General features: G+C 65.9%; 13 protein-coding genes and 3 pseudogenes. 5 read left to right on the forward strand and 11 right to left on the reverse strand.

Annotation, left to right across the window (positions count from 1 at the left end):
- Positions 1-344: 344 nt before the first annotated feature.
- The 3 genes from ACFPOB_RS07425 (at position 345) to ACFPOB_RS07435 (ending at position 4,993) form a co-directional block, all read left to right on the forward strand.
- On the forward strand, positions 345-1,358 hold the full coding sequence (locus tag ACFPOB_RS07425) for an extracellular solute-binding protein (protein ID WP_377797133.1): 1,014 nt from the start codon (positions 345-347) through the stop codon (positions 1,356-1,358).
- Positions 1,355-3,052, forward strand: coding sequence for an ABC transporter permease (locus ACFPOB_RS07430; RefSeq protein WP_377797135.1), 1,698 nt, complete (start codon positions 1,355-1,357; stop codon positions 3,050-3,052). The genes ACFPOB_RS07425 and ACFPOB_RS07430 overlap by 4 nt, the downstream gene beginning before the upstream one ends.
- A gap of 156 nt (positions 3,053-3,208) precedes the next feature.
- Positions 3,209-4,993 carry an AsmA family protein gene (locus ACFPOB_RS07435; protein WP_377797137.1) on the forward strand — a complete coding sequence of 595 codons (1,785 nt, stop codon included), beginning with the start codon at positions 3,209-3,211 and terminating at the stop codon, positions 4,991-4,993.
- A 96-nt stretch (positions 4,994-5,089) separates the two neighbouring features.
- On the opposite strand, the gene ACFPOB_RS07440 is transcribed toward ACFPOB_RS07435, so the two are convergent.
- The 6 genes from ACFPOB_RS07440 to traA all read right to left on the reverse strand — a co-directional run bounded on the left by ACFPOB_RS07440 (position 5,090) and on the right by traA (position 11,390).
- Entirely contained in the window at positions 5,090-6,781 is a 1,692-nt protein-coding gene (locus ACFPOB_RS07440; protein ID WP_377797139.1) for a recombinase family protein, read from the reverse strand.
- Positions 6,782-6,794: 13 nt separating this feature from the next.
- Positions 6,795-7,028, reverse strand: coding sequence for a hypothetical protein (locus ACFPOB_RS07445; RefSeq protein ID WP_281805241.1), 234 nt, complete (start codon positions 7,026-7,028; stop codon positions 6,795-6,797).
- Between the two features lie 118 nt (positions 7,029-7,146).
- Complete coding sequence (locus tag ACFPOB_RS07450; protein WP_281805239.1) at positions 7,147-7,443, reverse strand: helix-turn-helix domain-containing protein; 297 nt, start codon at positions 7,441-7,443, stop codon at positions 7,147-7,149.
- Positions 7,443-7,769, reverse strand: coding sequence for a type II toxin-antitoxin system RelE/ParE family toxin (locus ACFPOB_RS07455; RefSeq protein ID WP_281805236.1), 327 nt, complete (start codon positions 7,767-7,769; stop codon positions 7,443-7,445). Before ACFPOB_RS07455 ends, ACFPOB_RS07450 begins: the two co-directional genes overlap by 1 nt.
- A 296-nt stretch (positions 7,770-8,065) precedes the next feature.
- Complete coding sequence (locus ACFPOB_RS07460) at positions 8,066-8,284, reverse strand: helix-turn-helix transcriptional regulator (RefSeq protein WP_281805234.1); 219 nt, start codon at positions 8,282-8,284, stop codon at positions 8,066-8,068.
- A 130-nt stretch (positions 8,285-8,414) separates the two neighbouring features.
- Positions 8,415-11,390 carry a Ti-type conjugative transfer relaxase TraA gene (traA, locus tag ACFPOB_RS07465; protein ID WP_281805232.1) on the reverse strand — a complete coding sequence of 992 codons (2,976 nt, stop codon included), beginning with the start codon at positions 11,388-11,390 and terminating at the stop codon, positions 8,415-8,417.
- A 172-nt stretch (positions 11,391-11,562) separates the two neighbouring features.
- Here traA and ACFPOB_RS07470 point away from each other — a divergent pair, with 172 nt between their 5' ends.
- Both ACFPOB_RS07470 and ACFPOB_RS07475 read left to right on the forward strand, forming a co-directional pair.
- Positions 11,563-11,889, forward strand: a complete 327-nt coding sequence (locus tag ACFPOB_RS07470) for a conjugal transfer protein TraD (protein WP_281806382.1) — start codon at positions 11,563-11,565, stop codon at positions 11,887-11,889.
- Between the two features lies 1 nt (position 11,890).
- The gene (locus ACFPOB_RS07475; protein WP_281805229.1) at positions 11,891-12,235 is read left to right on the forward strand and encodes a conjugal transfer protein TraD; all 345 of its coding nucleotides are present in this window, start codon (positions 11,891-11,893) and stop codon (positions 12,233-12,235) included.
- 292 nt (positions 12,236-12,527) lie between these two features.
- Here ACFPOB_RS07475 and ACFPOB_RS07480 read toward each other — a convergent pair.
- From ACFPOB_RS07480 to ACFPOB_RS07500, 5 genes and pseudogenes are all read right to left on the reverse strand, one after another.
- Positions 12,528-13,804: pseudogene (locus tag ACFPOB_RS07480) on the reverse strand (IS256 family transposase).
- 57 nt (positions 13,805-13,861) lie between these two features.
- Positions 13,862-14,251, reverse strand: a pseudogene (locus ACFPOB_RS07485) (IS5 family transposase); the annotation flags it as partial.
- 154 nt (positions 14,252-14,405) lie between these two features.
- Positions 14,406-14,717 (reverse strand): group II intron maturase-specific domain-containing protein, encoded by a 312-nt coding sequence (locus ACFPOB_RS07490; protein WP_281806380.1) that lies wholly within the window; start codon positions 14,715-14,717, stop codon positions 14,406-14,408.
- A gap of 75 nt (positions 14,718-14,792) precedes the next feature.
- Positions 14,793-15,038 (reverse strand): annotated as a pseudogene (locus ACFPOB_RS07495) (reverse transcriptase domain-containing protein); the annotation flags it as partial.
- A 102-nt stretch (positions 15,039-15,140) separates the two neighbouring features.
- A complete protein-coding gene (locus ACFPOB_RS07500) occupies positions 15,141-15,746 on the reverse strand; it encodes a hypothetical protein (RefSeq protein WP_377797144.1) in 606 nt (201 codons plus the stop codon).
- Positions 15,747-15,778 lie beyond the last annotated feature (32 nt).

A 15,778-nucleotide genomic window follows, 5' to 3' on the forward strand; every position in this document is an offset into this window, starting at 1 on the left:
AGACCGTGCGGCAGACGTGGACGACCGGTTCACGATCGCGATATCGACCCGATGCCGAAGCGATCGATCCGGTTGAGGCTTCCAGATCAGGCACTTCCCGCAACGCGGGTTCACCTCTCCAACGCATTGGAGTCCTAGGGCTTTTGAATCAGGCTCCAGAGAAATAGGCGGGCAGATCGAGCGGTCGACGACACTCAGATTAGAATTCCTATAATCAACATGCACTTTAGAATAAGTATAACGCATTGAAATAAAAGGGAAATTTCTTGACCGAGCAGCGCTCTGCTTCTACCGCTCCGTCCTGCATGGCCGATTTCAACAGCCCCCGCACGAAGGAGCGAGACATGACCATCAAGACCGCGCTTGCCGCGACAGCCCTGGCCTCCTGTCTGGTGGCCGCCCCTGCCGTCGCGCAAAGCGTCAACCTCTACACGACGCGCGAGCCGGCTCTGCTCAACCCGGTCATCGAGGCCTTCACCAAGGATACCGGCATCAAGGTCAACGCCGTCTTCCTGAAGGACGGCCTGCAGCAGCGCGTCCAGGCCGAAGGCGCCAACAGCCCGGCCGACGTGATGCTCGTGGTCGACGTCGGTGAGATCCAGGCCATCGCCGACGCCGGCATCACCCAGCCGGTGCAGTCGGCGCTGGTCGATAAAACGGTCCCCGCCGCTTTGCGCGGCGCCGGCAACAATTGGGTCTCGCTGACCCAGCGCGCCCGCATCGTCGTCGTATCCAAGGACCGCGTGAAGCAGGACGCGATCAGCTATGACGAACTCGCCGATCCCAAGTGGAAGGGCAAGTTCTGCATCCGCGCCGGCCAGCACCCCTACAACAACGCCTTCTTTGCCGCCTATCTCGCCCGCAACGGCGCCGAGAAGACCGAAACCTTCCTGAAGGCGATCAAGGCGAACGTGGCCCGCAAGCCCGGCGGCGGCGACCGCGACGTCGCCCGCGACATCCTCTCGGGCCAGTGCGACATCGCCATCATCAACACCTACTATATCGGGCTGATGAGCAAGGCGACGAACGAGCAGAAGGGCTGGTATGAGGCGATCAAGCCGCTCAAGACCACCTTCGCCGGCGGCGGCACCCATGTGAACGTCTCGGCGGCGGCGATCGCCAAGAACGCGCCGAACAAGGACAGCGCGGTCAAGCTGATCGAGTACATGCTCGGCGAGAAAGCGCAGACCATGTATGCTGACGGCAATTTCGAGTACCCGGTCAACCCCGACGTCAAGGAAGCCGCGGCGGTCAAGCTGCTCGGAGCGCTGACGCCCGACACGACCCCGCTCGGCGATGTCGCCAAGAATCGCAAGGCCGCCTCCGAGCTCGTCGACAAGGTCGGCTTCGACAATTGAGCCCGAACGCCTCAGCGACATATGCAGAACGGCCGCCAGCATCCCGCTGGCGGCCGTCGACGCGTCTGGTCTATCTGGCCGGCGCCGCCGCCGCCCTGGTCGCACTGCCGGTGCTCGCGCTCGCCTTCACCGCTTTGTCGCGCGAGGCGCTGACCGTCTGGCCGCATCTGACCGCCAATGTGCTGCCGGTCGCGCTCTGGAATACGGCGCTGCTGCTTGCCGGCGTCGCCCTGTTCTGCGGGGCGGTGGGCACCGGCGCGGCCTGGATGGTGACGCAATACGAGTTTCCCGGCCGCCGCAGCCTGGAATGGCTGCTCGTGCTGCCGCTGGCGCTGCCGACCTACATCACCGCCTATGTCTATGTCGAAATCCTCGGCTTCCAGGGGCCGTTCCAGAGCGCGCTCCGGGCGCTGACCGGCTGGCGCAGCTTACGCGACTACTGGTTCCCCGACCCGCGCAACCTGCCGGGCGCGATCCTGATCCTCGGGCTCGTGCTCTACCCTTACGTCTATCTCAGCGTGCGCGCGCTCTTTTCGATGCAAAGCGCCGCGCTGATCGAAGCCGCCCGCACGCTCGGCACGCGGCGCTGGCCGCTGTTCTGGCGCATCGGCCTGCCGATGGCCCGACCTGCCCTCGCCGCCGGCCTCACCCTCGCGCTGCTCGAGACGTTGAACGACATCGGCGCCAGCGAATATCTCGGCGTCCGCTCGCTGACCATCTCGGTCTACACCACCTGGATCAATCGCGGCTCGCTGGCTGGCGCGACCCAGATCGCCTGCGTCATGCTGCTTGTCGTGGTCGCACTGATGGCGGCCGAGGCGCACACGCGCGGAGCCCGGCGCTTTGCCTTGCCGGTGAAGCGGCCGCGCCCTGTCGGACGCATCCAGCTCTCGGGCGCCCGTGCCTGGACGGCAGCGACCGCCTGCTTCCTGCCGGCGCTGCTCGGCGCAGTGCTGCCACTCATTTACCTCATCGGTGAGTTCTGGCGCCGTGATCTGGTCGCCCAGGCCGATGCGACGCTCTGGCGTGCGCTCGCCAACACCGTCGCGATCTCCGCCCTTTCCGCTGCACTGATCGTCGCGATCGGCCTTGGCATCGCCGCTGCGCTGCGGCTCGGCCGGGAGCGCGCACTGCCGCTGCTCGCCCGCATCGCCTCGCTCGGCTATGCCCTGCCGGGCACGGTGCTTGCGCTCGGGCTGCTGGTCCCGCTGGCCGCCTTCGACAACCTCGTCGCCGATGCGAGCCGTGCGCTCTTCGGCGCGAGCCCTGGCCTTCTGTTGCTAGGCTCCGGCGCCGCGCTGGTCATCGCCTATCTCGTGCGCTTCCTGGCCATCGCCGTGAACGGGACCGAGAGCGGCTATGCCCGCATCTCGCCGCGCATCGACGACGCCGCCCGCTCTCTCGGCGCGAACAGACACGAGCTCCTGCACCGTTTGCATTGGCCGCTGATGCGCCCGGCCATCGCCGCCGCCGCCCTGCTCGTCTTCGTCGACTGCATGAAGGAGCTGCCCGCGACGCTGCTGCTGCGCCCGCTCAACTTCGACACACTCGCCACGCTGGTCTACGGCCACGCCGCCCGCGGCGTGTTCGAGGACGGCGCGCTGGCGGCGCTGCTGATCGTCGCGATCGGCATCTATCCGGCGCTCCGGCTCGCACGCGCTGGCGAACAGCAGCCGGCTTCACGAGAAAATTGAGATGTTTCCCCGGCTTTGGAACGCTATTGCCGGCGCCGAACTCGACATTCGCGAGCGGGCGGACTAAACCCTTGCCGCGCGACGCATATCGGCTCCCCCAGCCGATTCGGCCGCGGTGTCAGCTTGCCTGACGACGACAGCTCCGCCGTCGGGCCGATGAAGGCCACATACCAGGCCATGCCACGCCACGCCATATCACGACGTGCACTCATCTTCGGCCTCGCTGCCGCTGCGCTGTTGCTCACGCTCGGGCTGCAGTCGTGGAATCTGGCTCTTTCGCAGGTCGAGCGCCTGGTCATCGCCGGCATCGAGGCTCGCACCGGGCTCAAGGTGACCAGCCTGCGCCGCGCCGAGATCGCAATCCTGCCCCTGCCCCGGATCAGCCTGTCGGACGTGACTTTCGTCGATCCGCAGGGCGTGCTCTCGGGCAAGGCGGCGCGCATGCGCGCCCGCACAAGGTTGCTCACGCTGATCGGCGGCCAACTCGATTTCGATCGCATCGAACTGGTCGTGCCAGAACTCGACATCGCAGTCGCTGAGACCGGTGGCAGCTACGCGGATTGGCAGAACCGCGTTTTCGACTATCTCACACGCCTCGAGAATCAGTCTCGTCTCATCCTGACGTCCGGGAGCGTCATGATCCGCGCGGATGGTGCTGTCCGGACCACGCTGCGCGACGTCAACCTGCTGATCGAAGAGCGGAGCGCCGACGCCCCGATCGCGCTGGCCGGTTCCTTCAGCTGGCGCGGCGAGCCCACCAAGGTGGATCTCCTTTGGCCGGTCGCGGGAGATCGCGCCCGCGCCGCCTTTTCGGTCGGCTCCCGGCTGATGGCTCTGCGCTTCAACGGCACCCGCTCGGCCGCGCAGAACATCGCCAACGGCCAAATCGCCTTCAGCACGAAATCGCTCTCCGACGCCCTGGCCTGGTTCGCTCCGCGCCCCCGCATCGCCTCGCTGGTCCAGGAGGTCGAATTGACCGCGCAGGCCCAGGTCAACGACGGCAGCGTTTCACTCGACACGGTCGTCGCCATGGCCGACGGCAACCAGCTCGAAGGCGCGCTCAAGCTCGACGGCGCCATGCCCAACTGGGCGCTCTCCGGTACGCTCGCCGCTGCCGAATTTGACCTTGGACGCCTGCTGCGACAAGCCGAGCCGCGGCTGTCGTCCGGAGCGGGCGAAACCGGCAACACGCCGCTCGAATTCGACGGCTGGACCACCAACGATATCGACCTTCGCCTCTCGCTCGATTCCGCCCGGATCGGCAACGCCCGCTTCGGCGATCTCGCAGTCCAGTTGCTGATCCGCAAAGGCCGGTTCGAAGCATCGCTCCTGCGCGCCTCGGCCTATGGCGGCTCGGTCCGTGCCCGCATCCTCGCCACACCGGTCGCAGCGGGCGCCGACGTAAAGCTGCAGCTCGGCCTGGAGAAGGTGAGCCTGGCGCAGGCGGCCGACGATCTGCCCGAGATTACCCGCCTCACCGGCGCGGCGACCGGACAGCTCGCTTTCGAAGGGGTCGGCGGCAGCGTGCAAGAGGTCGTGAATTCGCTGACCGGCCGCGCCAATCTGACGATCCGGCAGGGCGAGTTTCGCGGTATCGCCTTTCCCGATCTGTTGCGACGGGCCGAGAAGCCCCCGACCTCGGCGCGGGACTGGCGCCAAGGCAAGAGCAGCTTCGAGACCCTGCAACTGTCCGCACTCGCCAATCTCGGCGTGCTCTACCTCACCGAGACCCGGCTCGCGGGGTCCGGCTACAATGTCGTCCTCAACGGCACTGCCGATCTTGGCCGGCGCTGGCTCGATCTCAACGGCGCCCTGAACTCGACCACGACCTCGACGCGCGTACCCTTCGAGCTCCGCGGCCCCTTCTTCGGCGCCGCCTTCACCCCAGCAATCGATGCCTCGCTGCGGACGCCGGGACCGGCGATCCCGGTTCTGCGCTGACGGGGTCGGCGTCATTCTGGGGCGGAGCGAAGCGCAGACCCGAGCAACTCTTGAGTAGACGCCAGCCGGAGCCTCCGCCAGCCTGAGATGCTCGGGTCAAGCCCCGGTTTTTACCGAGACCGACAAACGGGATGATGGGGTGTCAATCGCAGGCTTGTGGCCGGGTTTTCCGGTGCGTTCGATCCAATCGAGGATTGCGCCAAGCTCTCCTTGCAGGGTGATGGAGAGGTCGCGGCGCATCGGGCCGGGGGTGATGATGATGCCGTCGATGATCTCGCGGATCGCCTCGGCCGCCTCTGCCGCGTCGTCGGGGTGGTCGAGCGCGGCGGTCAGGCGCTCGATCCTACGCCGGTAGGTCTCGGCAATGCCGGGGTGGATGTCGGGAACGTCCTGTGGCGCGTCGGAGAGACGGGCGGTGAGGCTGTCCTGTCGGGCCTCAAGCTCGGTCAGGCGGTCGGACAGGGCGCGGTGATACCCGCCTTGCTCGATGACGCGCACGATCTCGGCAATGGCTTTCGTGATGTCGCCCAGTTCCTTGCGGCTGGCTTCGGCCGAGTTTCGGCGGTCGCGATTGAGCCGGTTGGTTTCCTCGGCATAGACTCGCATGGCCTCGGCGGCGATCTCCGGCGTCATCATTCGCTCGCACAGGCCGGCCAGCACACGCGCTTCCAGAGCCTTGCGGTCCACGGTGCGGGCGTTGTCGCAGCCATTGCCCAGCACATGATTGGTGCAGGCGTAGCGGTCCTGCCCGCGACGGGCATAGGAGCCGCCGCAGCAGCCGCAGAACAACAGGCCGGACAGCAGGGTGCGCGGGCGATGGGTGGCGTTGAGGCCGCCATTTCGGGCGAGGCTGCGCTTCATGCCCTCGCGCGATGCCTCGATCTGGGTCTTGTACCGAGCGGTCAGCTCGTCCTGCCGCGCCTTGGCGGCGTCCCATAGCTCCTGCGGCACGATGCGAAGCTCGGGAGCCTCCGAACGTATCCATTCGCTTTCGGGATTGACCCGATAGGCGAAGTGACCCGTATCGGGGTTTTTCAGCTTCTTCTGCCGGTTCCAGCGGATCACGCCGACGTAAAGCTCGCAATTGAGGATGCCGGAACTGATGATGCGGTTGCCCCTGATGGTGGTGTCGTTCCAACGCTTGCCGGTGGGGCTGGGGATGCCGTCGCGGTTCAAATCGGCGGCGATGCGCTGCGGCCCCTTTCCGGCGACATATTCGCGGAAGATGCGGCGCACGATCTCGGCCTGTTCCTCGATGATCTCGCGTTCGCCACGGATCGGCTCGCCGCGCGCGTCGAGCTGCTGGACGACGCGATAGCCATAGGCGTTGCCACCGCCAATCTTTCCGGCCTCGACACGGCCCCTGATGCCGCGATGGGTCTTGATGGCAAGGTCTTTGAGGAACAGCGCGTTCATCGTGCCTTTGAGGCCGACATGGAGCTCGTTGATCTCGCCCTCGGACAGGGTGAAGATGGTCACGCCCGCGAAGCGCAGGCGTTTGAAGACGCCCGCCACGTCTTCCTGATCGCGGCTGATGCGGTCCAGCGCCTCGGACAGCACCATGTCGAAGCGCCCTGCCTGTGCGTCGGCAAGCAGGGACTGGATGCCAGACCGGATCAGGGACGCGCCCGATATGGCCCGGTCGAAATAGGTCTCCGCGACCGTCCAGCCCTCGCGGGCGGCGCGCTCGCGGCACTGGCGCAACTGGTCCTCAATGGAAGCGTCACGCTGGTTGTCGGAAGAATAACGGGCATAGAGCGCAACGCGCGGCATCGGACGGGCAGTCATCGGGGCGGTCCTTTCACTCCTTGTCGGCCCCGTCCCCCGTCGCCTCGGATGCGTTGGGCCTGTTGTCGTTGGCGGCGGTCAGCCGCTCGAAATCCTCTCGCGCCATGCGGCGGCCGATGATGCGGGCCAGCGTCAGCGCTGCGCGGTCGATCTTGAGCCAGGTTTCCGCACTCGGCTCGCCCTGCGGGCCGTTATTGTCGTTGGCCGGTTTGAACCGTTCCGGCCTTGATTCACTGTCGTCTTCCATGCCGCTTCCTGCCGTGTTTTCGAGACAAACAGGCATGAAGCGGCACGGGATTCAGCCTGTGAAGGCATAAAACTCACGCGTGCGGCGTTGGCGAAGTATCGGCGGCATATAGGACGGGTCACGCTGCCTGCAAAGCCTTCTGAACAGCCTTCGGCGCGCGGTCGATGACCAGAAGATAAGCGCGAGTCGGCCCTTCCGGTTGGCGCGAACCCTGTTCCCAATGGCGCAGCGTGTTGACGCTGAACCCGAACCGTCCGGCAAATTCTTCCTGCGTCATGTCGAGCTTCGTGCGGATCGCCTTCACGTCGATCCGCTCGGGAACATGGACGCGATAGGCGTTCGCGTCGGCCTTGCCCTCGGCATAGGCCAGAGCCTCGTTAAGGCCACGCCGGATGCTGTCGGCAACTGTGTTCATCACTTTCTCCTCTTGAAGGCGTCCACCAGCAGCATGGTCAATTGGCGGAAGTCGTTCTTGTCCTGCTGGCTCAGATCGGCCCGCTCGTTCTTGGCGTAGGCGGTGAGCGCAAAGAGCGGCATGTCGGCGTCGTGGTAGAAGTAGATCACCCGCGCGCCGCCGCGCTTGCCTCGCCCTTCCAGCCCCCAGCGGACCTTGCGGATGCCGCCTGTCCCCGGAACGAGATCGCCGGCCGTGGGATTGTGGGCCAGATAGTCCACCAGCAAAGTACGCTCGTCATCGCCCATCAGCTTGCGCGTCGCCGCCAGGAACTCCGGGGTTTCCACGACACTGACGGGAACCGATTTTGCCTTGTTTGATATTACTCCACTGACTCAGTCGATGCAATCGAAATGATGATCCAATGGATTATAATCGTGCCGCCCCTGCCGCCTGTTCGTTCCGAATTGGGAGCGCGACCGCGCCCACAATCCGCCCTTGCCTGCTTGGAGAGCCCTGACCGGAGCGGCGGCGGGCGGTCAAGGCGGGCGCTTCAGCGCCCCTGCGCAGCGGCTCGGCCTTGAGGGCTGACGCCGTTCTGGTTCCATCCCTACCGGCAGCAAAGGCCATGCCTCCGCCCTCATCAGAAATCATCGAAGTCGGACTCGCTCCGTGGACGCCATCCGACGGGATTGGCGATCCATCGATTGACATCGGACTCCTTCCACCCCGTACCGTTGACGCTGATCCTGATCTGCGCGGGAAAGGTGCCCTCGGCGATCTTGCGGTAGATGGTGGACCTGGACAGCCCGGTCCAGGCAAGGACGGTTTTCAGGCGGATGATACGGTCTGGTTGGCGCATGGCTGGCCTGCCTCATGCTGGCTGTTTCTGACAACTGCTGGGACCAGTCAGGTCAGGCGGTTACGCGCGCGCAAGAGGGTTCAACACGTCGCAGGGCTGTGGCGCAGGAACGGCGGCAAATCGGATGGGTTCAGATGCCGATGCCGCGTCCCCTGCCGAGGCCGAGACCGTGGGTGAAGGCGAGTTCCTGGCCGAGGCTACGGCCTGATTCCATACCGATGCCGAGGTCTTTCTTGCGGCCCGCTAGGATGGACTCTAACTGCGGATCGCGTTCGAGGCTTTTGGCCATATTGCCCATCTCTGCCCGCGTCGCCTTGTAGCTGGAGATGTCGCCCGCCTGATACTGGCGCTGGCTGGTCTGTTCGAGCTTCCGCCAGCGCTCCACAAAGCGGTCGGCCCGCCAACCCGGATTGCGGCCGGGATCGGTGCGGATTTCGGTTTCGAGCTGGACGGCGCGCACGGCACGAGCAACCTGGCCGACCGCCGTCTCGCGGACAAGGTCTGGGTTCTTGACATAGGCTGCTTCCGCATCGCGCCAGCCATACGGGCGAACCTCCTCGAAGGCCTTGCGGGCCTCGGTCAGTTCCCGCATCTGTACAGGACTTGCCTTGCCCTCCGCGTCTCCGGCGCTGAGGATCGCATCGATGGCGCGGGCATGGCGCACGAGGGCATCGGTGCGGGCGCGGCGCAACGACACCTCCGGGTCTTCCGCCGCCGCACTTTGCGGCCCCTCCCTTTCCAGCCGCTGCACACCATTCCCGCCGGGCACAGCGTCTGCGGGGGAGCGCACCCCGTCGAGCATCCCGTCGATCCGGTCGCGCAGCTTTTCGGGCACGAGTCTGCGCACGATCTCGGCGACACGGGCGCGGAAGGTGATGCCGCGCCGCTCGGCGTAATCCCGCGCCGGATCGATCTGCTCATAATCGGACGCCATGTCCTTGGCCCGGTCGCGCGACAGGGTGCGCACGAGCCGGTCCTGATTGGCAAAGTCGTCGCGGCCGTAATGCAGCTCCATGCCGTCGCGATGTCGCGACAGGGCGACATAGCTGCCATGGGCATCCAGCCCAGGTGTCGCCAGAACATGGGTGCGGTCCACCGTCATCCCTTGCGCCTTGTGGATGGTCGCCGCATAGCCATGGTCGATGCGGTCGTAATCCTTCAGGTCGAAAGCAACGGAACGGCCGTCATCGGTGCGCACCGACATGGATTGTTCGCTGACCTGTTCGATGGTGCCGAGCGTGCCGTTTTTCACGCCAAGCCCGCGTTCGTTTTGCAGGAACATGACGCGATCCCCGCTGGCAAAGTTCCGCTCGCCGCGCTCGACCGTGACGCGCACGTCCTCGCCCAGATCGCCGGCCTCCCGCATCCGCTCGCGTGCTGCCTCGTTGAGTTCCTGTACCTCGGCATTGGTATGGGTCAGGATGATGCGGCTATCGTCTGGATGCGCCTGCCGGTCGCGGTCCCAGCGCTCGATCAGATTTTTCCGCGCGTCCTCCCGCGTCGGAGCGGCATGGACCATGTCGTGGGAGCGGTAGGCTTCAAGAGCGTTGCCGGTTTTACCACTGGCAAGATTGCGCGTGGCGTCGCGCTGCCAGTCCTCGCGCTGGCGGCGCACCTCACCGATCTCCGCGCCGCCGTGGCGTTCGTGAATCGAGCGGAAGGCCGCGCCGGCTTCTATTGCTTGCAACTGCCGCGGATCGCCGACCAGCACGACCTTTGCGCCAGCCTCGGCGGCATGGGACAGCACGCGCTCCATCTGCCGCGTGCCGACCATGCCGGCCTCGTCGATCACCAGAACATCGCGGGCGGTGAGCACGTCGCGGCCCTGTCCCCAACCATGTTCCAGGCTGGCGATGGTGCGCGACGCGATGCCCGATCCGCCTTCCAAATTTTCCGCCGCGATACCGGACAGCGCCACGCCCCGGACCTCGTAGCCAGTCGCTTCCCAAGCCTCGCGCGCCACGCCCAGCATCGCGCTCTTCCCCGTCCCGGCATAGCCGACCACAATCCCAAGATCGCGCCCGTCCGTGACATGCGCCAACGCATCGGCCTGCTCGCCGGACAGAACAAGGCCGCGTTCTTCCGCACGGGCAAGCGCCGCCGCTCTGTCCCTGTCGTTGACTTCATGATGTTCGCGGTCGGCCATCAATTCAGCGGCGCGGTGCAGGCGCTGTTCGGCCTCGATCATCTCGCGCGTGGTGAAGCGGTCCTCGCCGCGTCCGTCCTTGCCGAGTTCGACCAGATTGGGCGAAGTGCGCATCGCGCTCATCACCTCATTGAACTGGTCGATCCCGTCGCTGTGCCGGTGCGCGAACATCGCCATGTCCCGGCGCGTGAAGGTCGATTGCTGATGGGTGATGGCGTCCAGCGCCAGGGCTGGATTGGCGATGATGCGCTCGCCGTTGCCGCGCGCGATCTCGAGGTGCATTTCCGCGCGGTCGGCGGCTTCGATCCCTTCGCCCTCGATCCGCTGCGCGGTTGCGCCGATCTGGCTTTGTGGCTCCAGCGCGATGCCCTGGGCCTCCAGGCTGCGATGGTCGATCCGTGCGTCGATGTCGAGTTCGGCCAGCCGTTCGTTGGCGAGCGCGGCCCAGCGTTCCCGCCAGCGTTCGACCATCTCGGTGCGGTTCCAGTCCCGCACCTTCGGGCCGAAGCCGTTTTCGTCCACCGCACGCATGGTCAGCATGACATGGGCGTGGGGTTTGGGACTCCCATCCTCGGCCCTGTCCCAATGCACATTGAGGTCGGCGATCATGCCCTGATCGACGAATTCGGACCGCACGAAGTCGCGGGCGAGTTCGATGCCCTGCGTCTGCGTCATCTCGCGCGGAAGGGCGAACTCCACCTCGCGGGCAAGCTGGGCGTCCTTGCGGACCTCGAAGGCTTCCACATCGTTCCAGAGCCGTTCGCGGTCGCTCCATTGCTCGGGTGCGTTCTCCGGCAGCAGCACCTCGGAATGGACGACGCCGCGTTTGGCGGAAAAGTCCTGCACGCGGTCAATGCGCTCGTCGCGCAGCCGCGAGGCCGAGCGGTAGGCGGCGGACGCCACCGCGCTCGAACCGGATTTACGGCCAATGACCTTGACATGGAGATGATAGATCGCCATCGCGATCAGATCATTTGCACGACAAAGCGCACGTCGGAACGACGTATAAGCGCGCCCTCCCTCGAAAAAATCTCGGGAGGGACCGGGCCGTGCCACACCGTCCCGGCAACCTTACAGCATTCCGGCAGAGGCTCAACTATCATCGCTCCATCGACAACTTATGGAGGACATGATGCGCAAGCCACGGGACTTCGACGCGGAACTGAGGTCGCTCGAAGACAAGACGCGAGACCTGAAAGCCCGCAAGGTGCAGCAGCTTGGCGAACTGGTCATTTCGACCGGCGCCGACGCCCTCAGCCCCGACGAACTGGCGGGCGCGCTGATCGTGCTGGCCGAGACGAAGGATGCCGGAAAGAGGGAGGCATGGGCGAAGCGCGGGGCCGCGTTCTTTCACGGCCGGGCGCGGCGACCTGCATCGGCGCCTCACCGCGACGCGGGCGGCGCTACGGCACAATCGGGCGGCGCGCAACCGGCATCAGGCGGCGCGGGCTCGACATGACATGCGCACATGGCAGGTCGAGCGCCGCAAGCGCACCCGGCATCTGATCGAACTCGGCGGCCTCGTCGTCAAGGCCGGCATCGTGGACCTGACCGGCGATGACCGCGCCATCATCCTCGGCGCGCTGCTCTGGATGGCCGACAAGCTGCAAGGCGATCACGGCGATCACGCGCGAAGCCTGTGGGCTGCAAAGGGAAAGCAGGCGTTCGAGTATGACTGGCCATCAGCATCGCCAAACGACACGGCCCCTTCGGCGCGCGTCGTGGTCATGGAAAGAGAACGCGCAGCAAGCCATCCGCCAGTTGGAGGCCTCCAAAAACCCCTGTGCAAATCGGCGTTGGGCTGATTCTCTCGCTGCTTTTTGAGGCGGATCGCGGGCATGGTGGATCAATCGCCGAGTTTCTTCGACTTCGATGATCGGATGGCGGCACTGTTGGCGAAGGGCGACGATCTGGAGCGGGTGAAGGCGCTGGTCGATTTCGAGATGTTTCGACCTGCACTGGAAGCCGCTGTGCTGCGCGCGGACCGGTCGAAGGGCGGCAGGCCCGCCTTCGATCACATGCTGATGTTCAAGGTCCCCGTGGGGATGTCCCACCCGATGTTGAAAAGAGCGCGGCGGACGTGGCTGGTTGAGGAGGCTATGCAGCCTCGCGGACAGGGTCAAGGCCGGCGCCGACGGCGCACTCGGCCTGATGGGCGAGAAGGGCGGCGCGCAGGCTGGGCAACTGGTTGTGGGCCTTCAGTCGGCGGAAGCCCTTGGCGGCTTCGATCATGGCGGCCCCTGTCCAGCGCAGGGCCATGGCCGCATCCCGCCACCGCTTCACGTTGCGGCAGACGCGCCGGATGGTGCCGTTCATGTTCTCGATGATGTTGGTGCAGGCCAGCGAGCGCCGCAGTTCGGTCGGCAGCCGCAGGCGCGTGACGGTGAGGATCTCGTCGAGGCCCTCCAGGAGGCTGGCCGAGACACCCGGAGCCTCGCGCTCGAGCCGACGGGCGAGATTGCGGATCAGCGTTTCGGCCTTGTCGGCGTCGTCCAGCTCCCAGGCTTGGCGAAGAGCCCTGCGCACCGAGGCGTGCAGGGATTTCGGCAGGCGCTCGGTGATGTTGCGGGCCTTGTGGACCTGACAGCGCTGGATCGGCGCACTTCGGCCGAAGCTGTTGCGGATCGCCTTCGACAGGGCACGCGAGCCGTCGATGATGAACAGGCGACAGACGGCGGGGTCGAGGCCCCGGCCGACCATGTTGTCGAGCAGGGCCTGGCAGACGGCGGCGTTCTCGCTTGCCCCCTCCATGACCCCGAGCGGGTGCTTGTCGCCGTTGCCGTCGACGCTGACCGCCGCCAGCAGGATCAGGTCCTGAGCGATGTGGATGCCGTCGATCTGGATGACCAGCAGATCCAGCGCGGAGAGGTCGGCGGCCATCCACGCCTTCATCGTCTCGGCCGACAGCGCCACGAAGCGACGCGACACCGCCGATCGGGTCACGCCGGCTCCCCGCTCGGCGGGGATGTCGCCGCCGGGCAGGCGGACGGCGCCGCCGAACTTGCGGGTCGACACGTTCATCAGCATCAGATTGAGCGCCCATTGGCCGAGAAGATCCTCGTCGACCGCCGCCGCCCAGCTCGGCAGGGGCATCTCACCGCCGAGCGGGCACGAACCCGAGGGCGCTCGACTTCGACCTTGCCGCCGTGAAAGCCGATCTTTCCCTTGGCTCTGCCCCAACGATGAGCCTCCCGATCGCCACCGCGACCATGGCGCGGGCCGCAGAGCCGAGCCGCATCCTCTTCCATCATACCGGTGAGAGTGGCCAGCCCGGCCGTCAGGCACAGGCGTTCGAAGCTGGCGCGGACCTCGTCCACAGCTGCCTCGACGAGCGCAGACGGTGTCACCGCTGCCGATGTGGTAGGTTTCTTCATGGCGTTGCTTTCCTTCGAGGATTCGACACCCGAGCCTTAAGAGCCGGATTCAAAAGTTCACGCGGTTTTGCAATGTCTTACGATGCGGCGTGTTAGCATGCGGATGCTGGCGATGTGGGCGAAGGCGGTCGCGCTTTCGATGGATTTCTCCCAGTCCTTTGCGAGGCGGCGGCAGCGTCCGAGCCATGCGAATGTCCGCTCGACCACCCAGCGGCGGGGCAGGACGACGAAGCCCTTGGCCGCGTCGGAGCGCTTGACGATCTCGATGGTCCAGCGTCCGTGGCCGGCCATGGCGTCCTTTAGCTTGTCGCCGGCATAGCCGCCATCGGCGAAGACCTGGCGCAGCCACGGATGGCGGGAGCGGATCGCCCTGAGCAGGTCGGGAGCACCGTCGCGGTCCTGCACGTCGGCCCCGTGGACCATGACGAAGATCAGCAAGCCGACCGTGATGGCGCCGATCGCCTTGCCGCCTTCCGAAATGGTGAGGCTCGCCTGGGCGATCTGTAGAGTCGAGGACGGGCGCGGTGGCATTGCCCCGTTTCCCGTCCCCGCTCATCAAACCGGACGTGCGGATTTCCCGCATCCGGCTTTCCGACTGGTTTCACCGCAAGGCCCACGGCGACGACCGACTGCGCTCGCGTCGAAGGCATCGGACGGCCAATTCCCCGTAGACATATTCTCGAGAGAACCGGTCCGCTCCACGCCCCTGCGCTTTGTGTCGTTGACGGAGGAAGTGCCGCGTTCGGTCATACACATGCTGATCGACGGCCTCGTATGCCGACGCGAGGGCGCCGTAGGAGAAGTAGGCCGACCAACCGCGCAGAACGCGGTTCAACCGTGCTCGCACTTCGTCCCAAGCGCCCTTGTTGCCGGGCACCAGAAGTTCGCCGATCTTCACCTTGACCCGCTGCACGCTCTTCTTGGACGGGCTCGCCCCCAGGTGCCAGCGACCTCCATTGGGAAGGTGGCGCGGTCCCAGTGTGTAGCCAAGGAAGTCGAAGCCTTCACGCCGGGCATTTTTCACCGAGGTTTTCGCCTCGTTGAGCGTCAGCCCGAGCTTCGTCATCACCGCCCTCGTCCAGGTCAGAGCCTCTTCCGCGTGTCCGCGGCTGAGGATGACGAAGTCGTCGGCATAAGAGATGACATGTGCGTGGAACACCTCGCCGCGCCCCGTCAACCGCCAATGCTTCAGGAATCGGTTCATGTAAATGACGGAGAGCAGCGGACTGGCGACACCACCCTGGGGGGGTGCCGCGAGCGCTGCTCTTGCCGCCGCTCATGTGCCGTTTCCCGTCGCCATCCCGTTCCTCGACCGGCACTTGCAGCCACAGCTTGATCAGCCGCAGCACATTCCGGTCGAGGACACGGCGGGCCACCGATCGGAGGAGGTCCGCGTGCGGGATCGTGTCGAAATACTTCGACAAGTCGGCATCGACGACGTCGGTATAGCCCTGGTATAGCCCCGGCATAGCAGCCGGTGCGTTTCCTTGACGGCATCGATCGCGCTCCGACGCGGCCGATAGCCGTAGGCACCGTCCTCGAAGTCCGCCTCGAAGATCGGCTCCAGCACGATCTTGGCTGCGGCCTGAACCACCCGGTCCCGGATCGTCGGGACGCCAAGCGGACGTTCGCCGCCGCCAGGCTTTGGGATCATCACCCGCCGCACTGGATCAGGCTGGTAGGACTTCGAGACGAGGTCCTCGCGCAAGCTCGCCAGCCACGCGTCTATATCCGCCGCCTCGATCTGTCCGAAGGTCATCCCGTCCACACCTGGCGCACCCGCATTGGCGCGGGCAGTCACCGCGACGAATGCAGTTATTGGAGGTGTCCAGCTGAAGCGGATCGTGGCGGATTTGTCGCTCGACGACCCGCGCACGCTACCGACCGCGGAGGAGGCCGCCGCCGCCATCGTACCGTTGTGCCTGCCGGCGTGCGAGGACACCGGGCGGCTCTACGATTTCCCCACCCGGAGCT

Source organism: Allobosea eneae, from assembly GCF_042657265.1.
GTDB classification, from domain to species: domain Bacteria; phylum Pseudomonadota; class Alphaproteobacteria; order Rhizobiales; family Beijerinckiaceae; genus Allobosea; species Allobosea eneae.

Bases quoted from the DNA above. Each gene is read 5' to 3' on its own strand.
- ACFPOB_RS07425 (WP_377797133.1), top strand. From the start codon at position 345: ATGACCATCAAGACCGCGCTTGCCGCGACAGCCCTGGCCTCCTGTCTG.
- ACFPOB_RS07435 (WP_377797137.1), top strand. From the start codon at position 3,209: ATGAAGGCCACATACCAGGCCATGCCACGCCACGCCATATCACGACGT.
- ACFPOB_RS07440 (WP_377797139.1), bottom strand. From the start codon at position 6,781: ATGACTGCCCGTCCGATGCCGCGCGTTGCGCTCTATGCCCGTTATTCT.
- ACFPOB_RS07445 (WP_281805241.1), bottom strand. From the start codon at position 7,028: ATGGAAGACGACAGTGAATCAAGGCCGGAACGGTTCAAACCGGCCAAC.
- ACFPOB_RS07450 (WP_281805239.1), bottom strand. From the start codon at position 7,443: ATGAACACAGTTGCCGACAGCATCCGGCGTGGCCTTAACGAGGCTCTG.
- ACFPOB_RS07460 (WP_281805234.1), bottom strand. From the start codon at position 8,284: ATGCGCCAACCAGACCGTATCATCCGCCTGAAAACCGTCCTTGCCTGG.
- traA (WP_281805232.1), bottom strand. From the start codon at position 11,390: ATGGCGATCTATCATCTCCATGTCAAGGTCATTGGCCGTAAATCCGGT.
- ACFPOB_RS07470 (WP_281806382.1), top strand. From the start codon at position 11,563: ATGCGCAAGCCACGGGACTTCGACGCGGAACTGAGGTCGCTCGAAGAC.
- ACFPOB_RS07475 (WP_281805229.1), top strand. From the start codon at position 11,891: ATGCGCACATGGCAGGTCGAGCGCCGCAAGCGCACCCGGCATCTGATC.